This window comes from Bradyrhizobium sp. P5_C11_2, assembly GCF_054049755.1.
This window is the reverse complement of the sequence record NZ_JBFULT010000139.1, coordinates 1-13,958: the sequence shown is the minus strand read 5'-3', so window position 1 is coordinate 13,958 and position 13,958 is coordinate 1. Positions and strand designations below refer to the sequence as shown.

11 protein-coding genes and 2 pseudogenes are annotated in these 13,958 nt (G+C 65.8%); 2 read left to right on the top strand and 11 right to left on the bottom strand.

The genetic code is table 11. The annotated features are described in order from the left end of the window. Positions 1–969: pseudogene (locus ACXJL8_RS15750) on the top strand (ATP-binding protein); the annotation flags it as partial. Between the two features lie 120 nt (positions 970–1,089). On the opposite strand, the gene ACXJL8_RS15745 reads toward ACXJL8_RS15750, so the two are convergent. The 10 genes from ACXJL8_RS15745 to ACXJL8_RS15700 all read right to left on the bottom strand — a co-directional run bounded on the left by ACXJL8_RS15745 (position 1,090) and on the right by ACXJL8_RS15700 (position 11,988). Next, entirely contained in the window at positions 1,090–2,166 is a 1,077-nt protein-coding gene (locus tag ACXJL8_RS15745) for a HoxN/HupN/NixA family nickel/cobalt transporter (RefSeq protein WP_456685208.1), read from the bottom strand. Between the two features lie 286 nt (positions 2,167–2,452). Further along, positions 2,453–3,199: an ABC transporter ATP-binding protein gene (locus tag ACXJL8_RS15740; protein ID WP_456623501.1), complete on the bottom strand. Its 747-nt coding sequence runs from the start codon at positions 3,197–3,199 to the stop codon at positions 2,453–2,455. Continuing rightward, complete coding sequence (locus tag ACXJL8_RS15735; protein ID WP_456623500.1) at positions 3,196–4,050, bottom strand: ABC transporter ATP-binding protein; 855 nt, start codon at positions 4,048–4,050, stop codon at positions 3,196–3,198. Before ACXJL8_RS15735 ends, ACXJL8_RS15740 begins: the two co-directional genes overlap by 4 nt. After that, positions 4,050–5,873, bottom strand: coding sequence for an ABC transporter permease (locus tag ACXJL8_RS15730; protein ID WP_456623499.1), 1,824 nt, complete (start codon positions 5,871–5,873; stop codon positions 4,050–4,052). The genes ACXJL8_RS15735 and ACXJL8_RS15730 overlap by 1 nt, the downstream gene beginning before the upstream one ends. A gap of 54 nt (positions 5,874–5,927) precedes the next feature. Next, entirely contained in the window at positions 5,928–7,085 is a 1,158-nt protein-coding gene (locus ACXJL8_RS15725) for an ABC transporter substrate-binding protein (protein ID WP_456623498.1), read from the bottom strand. A gap of 61 nt (positions 7,086–7,146) precedes the next feature. Next, the gene (locus tag ACXJL8_RS15720) at positions 7,147–7,722 is read right to left on the bottom strand and encodes an alkylhydroperoxidase domain protein (RefSeq protein WP_456623497.1); all 576 of its coding nucleotides are present in this window, start codon (positions 7,720–7,722) and stop codon (positions 7,147–7,149) included. 11 nt (positions 7,723–7,733) lie between these two features. Further along, on the bottom strand, positions 7,734–8,333 hold the full coding sequence (locus ACXJL8_RS15715; protein ID WP_456623507.1) for a CMD domain protein: 600 nt from the start codon (positions 8,331–8,333) through the stop codon (positions 7,734–7,736). 50 nt (positions 8,334–8,383) lie between these two features. Beyond that, positions 8,384–9,418, bottom strand: a complete 1,035-nt coding sequence (locus ACXJL8_RS15710) for a putative FMN-dependent luciferase-like monooxygenase (protein ID WP_456623496.1) — start codon at positions 9,416–9,418, stop codon at positions 8,384–8,386. A gap of 151 nt (positions 9,419–9,569) precedes the next feature. After that, positions 9,570–10,352 carry a MetQ/NlpA family ABC transporter substrate-binding protein gene (locus ACXJL8_RS15705; protein WP_456623495.1) on the bottom strand — a complete coding sequence of 261 codons (783 nt, stop codon included), beginning with the start codon at positions 10,350–10,352 and terminating at the stop codon, positions 9,570–9,572. Positions 10,353–10,545: 193 nt separating this feature from the next. Next, the gene (locus ACXJL8_RS15700; RefSeq protein WP_456685207.1) at positions 10,546–11,988 is read right to left on the bottom strand and encodes an MATE family efflux transporter; all 1,443 of its coding nucleotides are present in this window, start codon (positions 11,986–11,988) and stop codon (positions 10,546–10,548) included. 146 nt (positions 11,989–12,134) lie between these two features. On the opposite strand from ACXJL8_RS15700, the gene ACXJL8_RS15695 reads away from it, so the two are divergent. After that, positions 12,135–12,716 carry a TetR family transcriptional regulator gene (locus ACXJL8_RS15695; protein WP_456623493.1) on the top strand — a complete coding sequence of 194 codons (582 nt, stop codon included), beginning with the start codon at positions 12,135–12,137 and terminating at the stop codon, positions 12,714–12,716. Positions 12,717–13,453: 737 nt separating this feature from the next. On the opposite strand, the pseudogene ACXJL8_RS15690 reads toward ACXJL8_RS15695, so the two are convergent. Then, positions 13,454–13,958, bottom strand: a pseudogene (locus ACXJL8_RS15690) (adenylate/guanylate cyclase domain-containing protein); the annotation flags it as partial.

Here is a 13,958-nt window from a genome sequence, read left to right as displayed (position 1 = left end):
ACCCAGCGSCTGGCGAARCTCGCCAAGAACGTCGCGGCGGAAGCYTCMAAYTTCCTGATGGGCCGGACCTTCCTCGACATCGACATGGCGCGCGCCGCCGACCTGCTCGGCATGGAGCGGCGGCAGGCCGAATCCTTTCGCGATCTCGAGCGCGGACAATTCATGGCGCTCGGCCCCGCGCTGTCGCGACGCCCCCTGCGTTTGCATATCGGCCCGACCGATACCCACGCGCGCAATTCCACGCCGCGGCTGATGCCGATGCCGGAGGCCGCACTCGAGGATATGCGCGCCGTGATCCTGGCCGCGCCGCCGCCTGACGCCAGCCGGCCACAGCGCCGGCCGGCGCCGGATCTGCTCGAGCAGCTCAGGGCCGCGAAATTGGCCGCGCCGGAGATCCGGCCCGAAGCGATCGAGCTGCCGGTCAGCGCCGAGGAGCTGGCGGAACGGCGCGAGCGCGTCGACAAGACCTTGCGCGCCGTGCTCGCCGCGCCCGATGCGGGTTTCCGCGCGGTCGGCGTGCTCTACCAGGAGTTCGTGGTCCGCTGCCGTATCGAGGGCCTTGGCGCGGCTGTGCCCGATCTCAACGAATTCCGCCGCATGCTGATGCACGCGCGGGCCGGACTCGGCGCCGACATCGCCGACGACGACGCCTGGCAGGAGGTCTCGCTGCGCGCCTCGATCCTGCCCGACGACATGCAGGGCGTATTCATGATGATTGCGCGCGCGGCCAAGGAAGGCTGGCCCTGCCCCGGCGATGCCGCGATCGCGCGGGCCTACGGCTCGCACTCGCTGCGCCGGGCGCAACGCCTGCTCAGCTACATGGAGGAGCAGGGCCTCATCGTCTGCCAGCTCGATGGCGCCGGCCGCAGGTTCGTGACGCTGGTCGAGCTGGCCTGGGCGACCGCGCCCGGCGATCCCAATGCCGACGATCTGCCGGCGGAGCCGGCAAGCAGCACGGCGTCTGCTTAAGCTGCATTGCAGCCACCAAGAAGGTGCGCTCCCTCTCCCGCTTGCGGGAGAAGTTACGGAACCCACGGCGCTGGAACGGAGCAGCACGAAGGCCGAGAGCGTCGTCAGCGCGACGCAAGCTCATGCCACCTCGGTCGCATCGACACCCCGGAGCATATCCGGCGCGCGCTGCCGATCGTCCGCAAACATGCGGCGGTAGAGCACAGCGGAGACGAGCCAGGCGACCACGAACATCGCGATCACGGCGAAGCCGACATTCGCAAGCGATTGATTGAGGCCATCGACCAGCGTCCACATGCCGCCGGACAGGCCGAGACGGGCGCCGAGCAGCCCAAGCGCCTCGATGCCGCCGATGAAAAGCGCGACCGCGACGGAGGCGCCGGTGATGGTGAGGTTGTACCAGAGCTTTCTGAGGGGATCGACGAAAGCCCAGCGATAGGCGCTGACCATCAGCGCCGAGTCGGCGGTGTCGACCAATGCCATGCCGGTGGCGAACAGCGCGGGAAAGACCAGGACATCGGCGAGCGAAGCGCCATGCGCGGCTTCAGTTGCGGAGATGCCGAGCAGACCGATCTCGGTCGCGGTGTCGAAGCCGAGCCCGAACAGCAGCCCGAGCGGATACATGTGCCAGGGCTTTGTCACCAGGCGGAACAGGGGGCCGAGCAGTCGCGCCAGGAATCCGCGATTGGCGAGTAGCGCATCGAGCCCTTCGGCGTCATGAACGCCCTGCTCGCGCGCCGCGCGAAACGTCCGCCACAGGCCGGCGAAGATGGCGAGATTGATGGCCGCGATCACGAGCAGGAACAGCGCCGACACCGAGGTGCCGATCAGGCCGCCGATATCCCTGAGCAGGTTGTCGCCGCCAAAGCTGACGACGCCGAGCGCGAGCAGCATGGTCGCGACCACGACGACGGTGGAATGGCCGAGCGCGAAATAGAGGCCCACCGATCGCGGCGCATCGCCCGCCTGCATCAGCTTGCGCACGACGTTGTCGATGGCGGCGATGTGGTCGGCGTCGACGGCATGGCGCAGGCCGAACACCCAGGCGAGCAGCGCGGTCRCCATCACCGTGGGCCGGTCGCCGAACAGCGCGAAGGCCCAGGCCCATGCTGCGATGTTGGCGGCAACGAGCCCGCCGAACAGCAGCACCGTTCCGGGCTCGATTGCCCGCCAAGACGACTTCGTCACGCGACCCATTCCCGTTGACCGCAGCTTCAGTATGATCTTTTCATATAATTGTCACACTGACTAGTCCCGGGTAGCTCGGGATGATCGCTTATGCGCATTTGCGGGAACTCGTCATGCCCGGGCTTGTCCCGCCTGCGCGGCCGAAGCCGCTTCGGCGCGGCGAAGGCCCGGGCATCCACGTTCTTCGGGCCGAGAGTTAAGACGTGGATGGCCGGGTCATAGGCGAGCGGAAGCGACGCCGTCCTTCGGACGGCTATGCCCGGCCATGACGATCTGGAAGCGTCAGCGCATTGCCTTACGCCGCTTCAGACCCGCCGAGATAGGCGTCGCGCACGCGCGGATCGTCCTTCAGCGCCCGCGCCGAGCCGGACAGCACGATCTTTCCCGTCTGAAGCACATAGGCTTCATGCGCGATCTCGAGCGCGAGGCTGGCGTTCTGCTCGACCATGAACACCGACACGCCTTCCTGGTTGATGGTCCTGATCAGCTCCAGCACGCGGTCGACATAGAGCGGCGACAGGCCCATGGTCGGTTCGTCCATCACGATCATGCGCGGCCGGCTCATCAGCGCGCGCGCCATGGCGACCATCTGCTGCTCGCCGCCGGACAAGGAGCCTGCGCGTTGCGACAGCCGCTGGCCGAGTTTTGGGAACAGGGCGAGCATCTTGTCGAGATCTTGCGCCACGGCGTCGCGGTCGGTGCGCACGAAGGCGCCCATCAGGATGTTCTCGCGGACGGTCATGTCCGCGAACAGCCGCCGCGCCTCCGGCACCGAGGCRATGCCGCGGCGGATGATCTGCGGCGTGGTCAGGCCGAGCAGCGAGGCGCCGTCGAAGCTGACGTCGCCGGAGCGCGGCTTCACCAGGCCGAGGATGATCTTCATGGTCGTCGATTTGCCGCTGGCATTGCCGCCGAGCAGGCAGACGATGTGGCCGCGGGCAACGGTGATCGACAGGTCGAAATGCACCTGGGCCTGGCCGTAGAAGGTGTTGACGTCGGACAGCGTCAGCAGCGGCGCGGGCGAAGCTGTGTTGGTCGTCATGCCGCGCTCTCCTGCCGATCCGCCGCACCCGACAGGCCGTGGCCGAGATAGGCCTCGATCACCTTGGGATCGCTGCGCACGTCTTCGCCCGGACCTTCCGCGATCTTCTTGCCCTCGTCCATGACGATGACGCGGTCGGACAGGCGCATCACCATCTCGAGCTTGTGCTCGATCAGCAGGATGGTCAGCCCTTCGGCTTTCAGCTCGGCGACCAGCCCCTGCATCTCCGCGGTCTCGGTCGGGTTCATGCCGGCGGTCGGCTCGTCGAGCAGCAGCAGCCGCGGCTTGAGCGCGAGCGCACGCGCGATCTCGACGCGGCGGCGGTTGGCATAGGACAGGCTGTAGGCCGGCTGATCGATCCGCGGCAGCAGCCGTTCGCCGAAGCGGGCGAGGATGACCTTCACCTCTTCCCGCAGCCGTTCCTCTTCGTCCCTGACGCTGGCCGGGCGCAGCAACGCCAGCCCCAGCTCCAGCAGCGGCCCGATCAGCGGCACCGCCGGCTTCACAGCGCGCAGCCGCGTATGCGCGCCGATCAGGACGTTGTCCATGACGCTGAGATTGCCGAAGACACGGCCGAGCTGGAAGGTGCGCGCAATGCCGTCGGCCGCGAGCCGTTCCGGTGACAGGCCGGTGATATCCTGCCCCTCGAATTGAACCGCACCGGCATCGGGCCGGTCGAGCCCGGTCACGAGATTGAACAGGGTGGTCTTGCCGGCGCCGTTCGGGCCGATGATGCTGACGAGCTCGCCCTTGCCGAGATCGAGATCGATGGCATCGACGGCGGTGAGTCCGCCGAAACGGCGCGTCAGCCCGCGAACGGACAGAAGCGGTGCAGCGTGCGCGTCCGCCATCAGATCGTCCCCAACAGGCCCTGCGGCCTGAACCGCACCAGCAGCAGCAATACGATGCCGTAGATCAGGATGCGATACTCCGCGGCGATCCGGAAGACTTCAGGCAGCCCGACCAGCGCCACCGATCCGACCACGGCGCCGACGACGTTGCCGAGGCCTCCGAGGATCACGACGGTCAGCGCCAGGATGGATTGCTGCGTGTTGAAGGTCTCGTGATTGATGTAGGAATAGAGATGCGCCGCGATGCCGCCGCTGACGCCGGCCGCGAAGCCGCCGAAGATGAAGGCCAGCGACTTGTAGCGGTTCAGGCTGAGGCCATAGGCGCGCGCGGCGATGTCGTCGTCGCGAATGGCGCGGAAGCTGCGGCCGAGATGCGAGCCGAGCAGCCGCCCCTGGAGCAGCGCAAGCACGACCATCACCACAAAGCTGAACCAGTAGATCGAATGCGGGCTGATCAGGTCGTAGCCGAACAGCGACAGCGGCGGGATGCCGGAAATGCCGATCGGACCGCGCGTGACGCTTTCCCAGTTGAGGATCACCAGCGACACGATCTCGCCGATCGCGAGCGTCGCGATCGACACATAGTGTCCGCGCAGGCGGAACGACGGCGAGATCAGCGCGGTGCCGAGCGCAGCGCTCATCAGGCCGCCGCCGATGATGGCAAGGCCGACCGGGACGGAGAAATTCAGCGACAGCAGCGCCGATGTGTAGGCGCCGATCGCGAGCAGCGCGGCGTGGCCAAGCGAGACCTGGCCGATCGTGCCGGCGACCAGCGTGAGGCTGAGCGCGAGCATGCCGAGCAGCCAGGCGTTGATCAGGGTCTGGAGCACGTAGAAGGACACCGGGAAGAACGGCAGAATCGCGAACACGCCGGCTGCGACCAGCAGCGCCCAGCGCGGAATGCGAACGGGGCGGCTGGGCGCGATGAAGGTGCCGGTGAGCGGCTCCGGCGGCGCCTGTCGCGCGCTCGCGAACAGGCCGTTCGGCCGCAGCACGAGCACGACGACGAGGAGCAGGAACGCGAACAGATTGCGGTAGCTGGTGCCGAACACGGCAACGCCGTAGCTCTCGACCAGTCCGAGCAGCAGGCTGCCGACCACCGCGCCGGGCACGTTGCCGGCGCCGCCGACCACTTCGGCAACGACGCCCTTGAGCGTCGCCTGAAGGCTCATCGCGGTGTCGATCTGGTTGTAGTACATACCGACCAGCAGGCCGGAGACGCCGCCGAGCGCAGCCGCAATGCCGAACACGGCCTGATTGACGCGGTTGACGTCGACGCCCATCTGCATCGCGGCGTCGCGGTCCTGCGCGGTGGCGCGGACGGCCCAGCCGAGCTTGCTGTAGCGCAGGAACACGAACAGCAGCAGCGCGCTGGTGATGCCGACACCGGCGATGAGCAGATCAAGCGGCCCGATCGTGCCGCCGCCGACCTGGAAGCGGACATCCGGCAACTGGCTCGGCAGCGCGCGCGGATTGGGCGAGAAGGTCAGCATCACCAGCTGGTCGAGCACGAAGCTGATGCCGATCGTGGCGAGCAGCGGCGCGATCCGCACCGAGTTCTGCAGCGGACGCAGGCCGAACCGCTCGATGATCAGCCCGACCAGCGCGGCGGCCACCGCGACCACGATGATGGTGAGCGGAAGCGGCGTGTGCAGCTGCACCACCGCCACCCAGCCGATATAGGCACCGACGAGATAGATCGAGCCTTGCGCAAAATTGATCAGCCGGCTGACGCCGAAGATCAGCGCGAGCCCGACCGCAACCAGGGCGTACACATTACCGACGATCAGCCCGTTGATCGTGTAGTCGAGCCAGGAGGACACGCAGCGTTCCTATTGAAAAGAGAGCAGGCCGGAGCGAGCGCTCCGGCCATCAAGTCAGGTCGGCTTGCCGTCCCAAAGCGCGAACTGGCCCTTGCGCACGACGAGCTCGGCATTCATGGCGCCCTTGACGCGGCGGCTCTCGACGTCGAACGTCGCCTTCCCGAAGATCACGCTCGAGACATCCTTCACTTTCGTGAAGGCATCGCGGATCGCGCGGCGATCGGTGCCGCCGATCTTGACGATGGCGGCCGCCATGTGCATCGCGTCATAGGAATAGGCGTTGAAGGCGTCGGGCTCCTGCCCGTTGTATTTCTTCTTGAAGCCGGCGATGAATTTCTGCACCTCGGGCCGCGGATCCTCCGGGAAATAGCGGGTGCCGAGATGGACGTCCTCGACCGCCTCGCCACCGAGCTCCAGGAATTTCGGCGAATAGACCGAGCTTGCGGCGCAGATCGTCTGCTTCAATCCGACCTGGCGCGCCTGGCGCGCAATCAGCGCGCCGTCGGAATAGTAGGAGATCAGGATCAGCCCGTCGGGACTGGCGTCACGGACGCGCACGAGGGTGGAGCGGAAATCGCGCTCCTCAGCGATGTAGCCTTCGGTGACCGCAACCTCGGCGCCGTACTCCTTGGCCGCCTTGACGAAATAGTCGCGGCTGGTGCGGCCCCAATCGGTGTTGAGGTGCAGCACCGCGAGCTTCTTCAGGCCGAGACGGCTCACGGCATATTGCGCCAGCAGCGGCTGCTCGTCGGCCTGGCTGACCGACGTGCTCCACATGAAGTCGCCGCCCTTGGTGAAATCGGGATGCGAGTTGGTGAAGCCGAACTGCACCAGCCCGCCCCGCTGATAGATCGGCGAGGCCGCCATCGACGCCGGGCTGGAGAAGTCGCCGAGCTCCATGACGATCCGGGGATCGGAGACGAATTTCTGGGCGATCGCCACCGACTGGCGCGGGTCGCTCTGGCTGTCCTCGAAATTGTAGGCGAGCTTGCGCCCGTTGATGCCGCCGGCCGCGAGGATCTCGTCCAGCGCGAGATCGAAGCCCTGCTTCCACTGCGTGCCATATTGCGCGTTCGGCCCGGTCAGGGGGCCGCTGACGCCGAGCAGGATCGGCTCGGACGATTGCGCGAAGGCGCCGCGCGACATGGCCGCTCCCGCCATCATGGCGGCAAGCGAGCCCTTGACCAGGGTACGGCGGTCGATGTTGCTCATATACGGCTCCATCCAGTCAGGTGTTGAAAACAAGCGGCAATTTCCATGCCACCGAAGCTGCCTATTTCGAGGGCTCACCGAGCGACAACATCAATCTGTTCGCCCAGTTGAAGAACGACGCGCTGTTGATGACGTCGACGATCTCCGCATCGTCGAGGCCCGCACGGCGCAGCTCCTCGATGTTGTCAGGACCGAATGCGATCGGCGTCGCGGCCAGCGCCACCGAGGCCTTGACCACGGCGTTCCAGCGTTCGCCGAGATCGGCACCGACGCCTTCGTCGAGCAGCCGCTGCACGTCGTCGCGGCGCTTGGAATAGGTGCTGGCAAACCGCGCATGCACGGAGGCGCAGTAGATGCAGCCGTTGTAGCGCGAGGTCGCGGCGGCCGCGAGTTCGCGCTCGGCGCGCGGCAGGCCGTCGGCGATGTTGTAGAAGATGTCCTTGTCGGTCTTGGTGCGGGCTTCCAGCACCTCGGGATCGCGCACAAGCAGGCGGAAATATTCCGACTTGGCGCGGGAGCGATCGACCAGACCGGCGAAATGCCGCTCGGTCAGCTCCGCCTCGGGCAGCGGGTCGATCCACGACACCCAGCCCAGTTCGTCCTGGGTGAACACGACGGGCGGATTGATGGTGCTCATAATGCGGCCTCCTACGCGTTTGCTGCGGCGAGCGTGCGCAAACCGCTGACGACGCGCACCTGAAACGACAGGAACGCAACGAGCTGAGAAAATGTGACGATGCCGCTGTCAGACCAGCCGGCGCCAAGCAGCGCCTTCATGTCCGCTGCCGCTGCGTCGCGCGGCCGGAACACCAGCAGATGCGCATGTTCGAGCGCCGCGACGAGCCGCGCGCCGAGGACCGGCTTGCGCTCTGCACTTACGCGATAGATCAGGCCGGCCGTATTCTCGACAGACAGCGGTCCGGCCGGAAAGGAGCCATACGGACCCGAGGTCTTGCCCCGCGCGACCTCGGTCTCGATCGCCTCGACCAAGCGCGCGCCATCCGCGCTCGCCACGAGCTTCGCCCGATAGAAGGCAGCCACCGGGGATTCGCCATGAAGGCCGGTGACGAAAAGGGCAACCGCCGCGCGCTCCACAAGGGAGAAGTCGCTGGCGTCGATCGGCTCGAACAGCGCGAGATAGCTCTTCTGCGCATTATCACGCGCCTGCACGCGCTTCGCGCGGATGGCGTCCAGGGCAGATCCCGGCTCGATCCCCGCGAGCGTGTCGATGATATCCGTCGTGCTCATCATTCAGCCTCGTGCAACGCGATGACGTTCATTTCAATCAACCCGCCAAGCTAGCCCGCCAAAGCGACATCGGGCGCCGTCCTGGTCCAGCCCAGCGCCGGTGCGACCTTGTCCGCAACCAGTTCGATCGAGCGCAGGATGTGGGGATGCGGCGCATCGACCGAGTGCGCCTGGAAGACCAGATCGGTGACCCGCTCCAGCGTGGCGTCAGCGCGGAGCGAAGCGATGACGTCGTCGGCCGCGCCGACATGGGTGTCGAACGCCGCGATCATCTCCTCCAGCGTCTCGCCCGGGGGAAGGTGGCCGCCCTTCATGAACTGCGGGAGTGCGCGCCGCAGCCCGATATCGGCAAGGCGCATCGCCTCGCGACGATCGTCGGCAACGAAGACGCTGCGCGATGCCATGATGCGGGGCTCGCGCCCCGGCGGCAGCGCTTCGAGATAAGCATCGATGACCGGATTCTGGATCTCGGCGAGCGTTGCGCGCGGCGCGTCCTTGGTCCGCGGCTGGGTGCGGGACAGCAGCAGGCCGTCGCCGGCCTTGCCGGCGCGCGCGCCGCCGGCCACCGAAAATGTCGCCTGCCAGATCCGGTCGCATAATTGCGGCCGCTGCGGATAGAGCGTGTCGCCACCGACAAGCGGCTTGCCGGCAAGCGCGGTGCGGACCACGTCCAGATTGCGCGCGAAGATCTCGTTGCGCTGGGTGCTGTCGAGACCGAAGGCGGCAAACGCCGACGGGTTGCCGCCGGTGCCGACGCCGAGCTCGAACCGGCCGTCGCAGAGCAGATCGAGCACCGCGGCGTCCTCGGCCACCCGCACCGCACTCTCCAGCGGCAGGGTGACGATGCCGGTGCCGAGGCGAATACGCGAGGTCTGTGCGGCGACGTAGCCGAGAAAGGCGAAGGGCGACGGCAATCCGCCCTCGCGCTCATGAAAATGGTGCTGCGCGATCCACGCGGAATCAAGGCCCGCCTTTTCGGCGCGCACGATCTGCTCGGCCGCGAAGCGGTATCGCTCGGCCGGAGGCGCTTCATCGAGAAGGCGCGTGAAGAAGCCAAGTCTCTTCAGGTTTGCGAAACGTTTCATGCGACCCCTGCCGGGCAGACATTGCCACGGCCCCGATGATGTCGGTTGCCGCAGCCCGAGACAAGCGGGCATTGCGCAAGGCTGCCACTGCCCAAGGCTGCCACGTCGCCTGTATTTCGCCCCTCTGATGGAGCTTGACTGGGCAACCTGCCTACCAGCTCGGCAGCACCGCGCCCTTGAACTTGGTCAAGATGAACTCCTTGACCTCCGGCGTGTGATAGCTGTCCACGAGGATCTTGACCCAGGGCTTGTCCTTGTCGGCCGCGCGAACGGCGATCAGGTTGACATAGGGTCCCTTCGGATCCTCGCGCAGGATCGGATCCTTGACCGGATCGAGGCCCGCCTGGGTTGCATAATTGGTATTGATCGCCGCTGCATCGACGTCATCGAGTGCGCGCGGCGCCTGCGCGGCGTCGACCTCGATGAATTTCAGCTTCTTGGGATTCTCGGTGATGTCGAGCACCGTCGGCTTGAAGCCCGTGCCATCCTTGAGCTTGATCACGCCCTTGTCGCGCAGGAGCAGCAGCACGCGGCCGCCATTGGTCGGATCGTTCGGGATCGAGACCTTGCCGCCCTCGGGGATGTCGGCGAACGCCTTGTGCTTCTTCGAATAGACGCCGATCGGGAAGTTCACAGTCAGCCCGACGGGCTCGATCTTGTAGCCGCGGTCGGCCTTCTGATTGTCGAGATAGGGCTGGTTCTGGAACGAATTGGCCTGGATGTCGCCGGCATCGAGCGCGGCGTTCGGCACGACATAGTCGGAGAACTCGATCAACTGAATATCGAGGCCCTGCTTCGCCGCAATCGGCTTCACGGCCTCGAAGATCTGCGCATGCGGGCCCGGCGTCACGCCGATCTTGATGGTCTCGGCCGCAGCCGCGGCGGACCATGCGGCGAGCACGGCCGAGAGGATCAGGGGGAGGCGAAACGACATCTTGGTCTCCGTAGGTCTGCGACAATGATTGGAACCGTATTCGCTTCTCCGCAACGCGAAATCAATGAAATGGAAATTCAAAATTCGCCCCCGTGGCGGGACACTGTTTCTCCCTCGACGGCGAATGGGGAATGGAAACGCGCGGCACAGCCCGAGGCGCCGGAGCGCATCGGGCGCCAGTGGTGGCGCAACCCTACTCCGCCCGCCAGGTCGCCGGCGACAGCATGATCAGGACGCAGATCACGGCGTAGGCGGCAAGTGACACCGTGACCATGGTGGCGAGCCCCGCCATGCCGGCGCCAAAGCTCGCCACCGCGATCCAGCCGCCGCCGGCCGCGATCAAAATCCGCGCAACCGAGGAGATGAGCGGCCCCATGGCGCGGCCGGTGCCTTGGGCCGCGAAGGAGGCGACGAAGCCGAAGCCGAGCGCGGCATAGGCCGGCGCGACGATGCGCAGGTAGGTCATGCCTTCACCCACCACCTCGGCATCGTGGCTGAAGAGATTGAGCCAGGCCGTCGGGAAGATCGCCACCAGCAAGCCGATCGTGCCGGTCATGACCATGCCGACCAGGCCGCTGATCCAGCCGATCCGGCGCGCCCGTGCCGTCTGGCCCGCGCCCATGTTGACGCCGACCATGGTCAGCGTCGCCGTGCTGATGCCGAACAGCAGCGGGATCATGATGTAGTCGAGCCGCGAGGCGATGCCGTAGCCCGCGAGCGCCGAGGTGCCGAACAGGCCGACCGCGCCGGTCACGAGGATGACGGTGAGGTTGGTCAGCACCGCGTTGAAGGCGGTGGGAATGCCGACCTTCAGCATGTCGCCGAAGATTTTTGCGCGCAATGGCACAAGATGCAGCCGGAGGCCGGTCGCCCCCGAAGCCATGTAGCGCAGCAGGAACAGCATCGCCGCGCCGTAATAGAGGCCGAAGGCGACGCCGGCGCCGCCAATGCCGAGCCGCGGCACCGGTCCGAAGCCGAAGATCAGCAGCGGCGAGACCGGAATGGTCACGATCGCGCCGACCAATGTCACCAGCGCGGGCACCTTGACATTGCCGGAGCCGCGCAGCGCCGCGGCCTGGAGGTTCACGATCCACACCGGAATGGCGCCGGCGAACAGATAGTTGGAATAGGTGGTGGCAGCGGCGAGCGCGCCGCCGTGGCCGCCGAGGGTCCGATAGAGCCATGGGCCGCCGAGGATCACGCCGAGCGTGAACACGCCGCCGGCAAGGATCGCGAGCACCACAGCATGAAACAGCGCCGCCTCGGCGTCATCGCGGCGGCCGGCGCCGACCGCGCGCGCCACCGAGGACGCGACGCCCGAGCCGAACCCGCCATTCGACATCATGGTCATCAGCATGAAGATCGGGAACACCAGCGCGGYGCCCGCGAGCGCATCGGTGCCGAGATAGCCGACATAATAGGCCTCCGCGATGTTGACCGCGGTCTGCGCCACCAGCACGGTCACCGTCGGCGCCGCGAGCTTGAGCAACGTCGGCAGGATTGGCGCGGTCAGGAGCGCCGCGCGCCTGCGCTCGGCCGCGTTCGGAACGGTCGCCGCCTGGCGAAGCGGAGCCGCGGTGCTGGCCACGGAATGCGTGGCGGACAGGGCCGGCGCGGCGGCATCCTCGACTGACATGGGTACGATCCTGTGGTTCCCTGAGGCCGCAGCCCACAGGGCCACCCCTTTATATTATGACCATAATGTATTATTATGATCGTAATGCAATAGGCCGGCCCTCACGATTTTGTGGCCCAGGGACCGGCCGGCTCGCAGGAGGCAACATGGCGCGTTACGACAAGGGACACCGGGACACGACGCGGCGGCACATCCTCGATGTCGCATCAGTGCAATTCCGCGAGAGCGGCATCGCCGCGGTCGGCCTCGCCGGCATCATGGCGGAGGCCGGCCTGACCAACGGGGCGTTCTACACGCATTTCGCCTCCAAGGAGGATCTGGTGCGCGCGGTGCTGTGCGATGCGCTGGAACGGCGCGAACAGCGGCACAAGGACAATCTCGAGAACGGCGTCGCGCTCGAAACCACGATCCGCGACTACCTCTCGCCGCGTCATCGCGACCACGCGGCAACCGGCTGCCCGACCGCAGCGCTGGTTTCCGAGATCGCGCGGCATCCGAAGGCGACGCGCGATGCCTTCACCGGAAAGATGTCCGATATCATCACGCTAATGGCGGCGCAGATTCCGCAAGGCTCGCGCGAAGAGCGGCGGCGCAAGGCGATCTCGGTCTACGCCACCATGGTCGGCGCGCTGCAATTGTCACGCGCCGTCAACGACCGGCAATTGTCGGAGGAGATCCTGGAGAACGCGGTAGACGCCGCAATCGCCCTCGTCGAGCGCGCCGCCTGACGACAACGCGGCGGGCCCTGGCCTAGGGCGTGTACTCATAACGGCCTAGATGTCAGCTTCTGAAGGCTAAGCGGAAATCTTACTATCAGTCAGAGCATTACCGCTGGTGACCCATTGCCGAACTTAGGCACTCCCCGTCTTCAATGGCCACCACCGTGCGGAAATCAAGAAGAGCCCAGCGGCAGGAATGGTGACCATGAGTGAGAATATCAACCCGGCTCCGCCTCCGACTAGAGAGGCGATAACTGAAGTCGTAAGGACAGCTATCATCGTCCATCGGGCGGGATGACCGCATATTGATTGCGGAAACCCGAGACAAGCTAGCGAGGCGAATGCTACTAACGGAATGGACACGTGCGCAAGAAGCTTGACCAGCCATAGAGCCTCAACGCCGTTGTTACCCGCGAAGTGACCAAGGCAGGTAAGCACTGTGGCTAGAATGGCGAGCGAGGCAACCCACGCTCCAACGACCCTTACGATAAGACGAAGTCTCATTGGGTATGCCTTGCGATGAGCCAGCGGAGCGTCGGCCGTCCCTATTTGCGACCTCCATTATAGCAGCGCCAGGTTGCAATGTCGCTTCTTGGCCCGTTCGAGACGTGCGGGCCCGATCTAACCACGTCCGCTTATCCGGTTAGACCGGAAGTCATCGCCTCACGGCCCAAACCGACGCAATTGACCCAAAGCCGACGTAGGGCAGGAACGCGCTGAAGTCGGCTTCTGACCGGAAGCGCCCATCACCCTTCCGGCACGCCAGCGAGGCGAAAGCCTTCACACGTGCGCTTGAGCCCGGCAAGAAAAGCCGTGTTGTCACTTTGTTGAGCAGCGACAAAACGACGGATGGTGAAACCTGAGTTGAGCGCAAGTCCCGTTCTCGCAGCAGTTCGCGCCTCATCGAGCGCGCCGGTCAGGCCCAACGCTGCGGCGAGCGACAAATGAGCGATAGGAAAGTTGCGGTTCGCCTCAGTGCTTTGTCGTAGCCAATTGACGGCTTCGACGTCCAAACCAAGCTGTAGCTTCGCCACGCCCACAAAACACGTCCACTGGTAGGCTTCAACGTCGCGAGGGGAGAGACGTAAAGCCTCGCGTATATGGCCTTCGGTCTCGGCAGCACGACCCAAATAGAATTTGGCAAAACCAAGGGCGGCATGAGAGTTGGCCCTATTCGAATCCAGCGCCCACGCATGCTCGAATTCACGGATGCCTTGGGCGGCCCGGTTCGTAAAGATCTGGACCCAACCC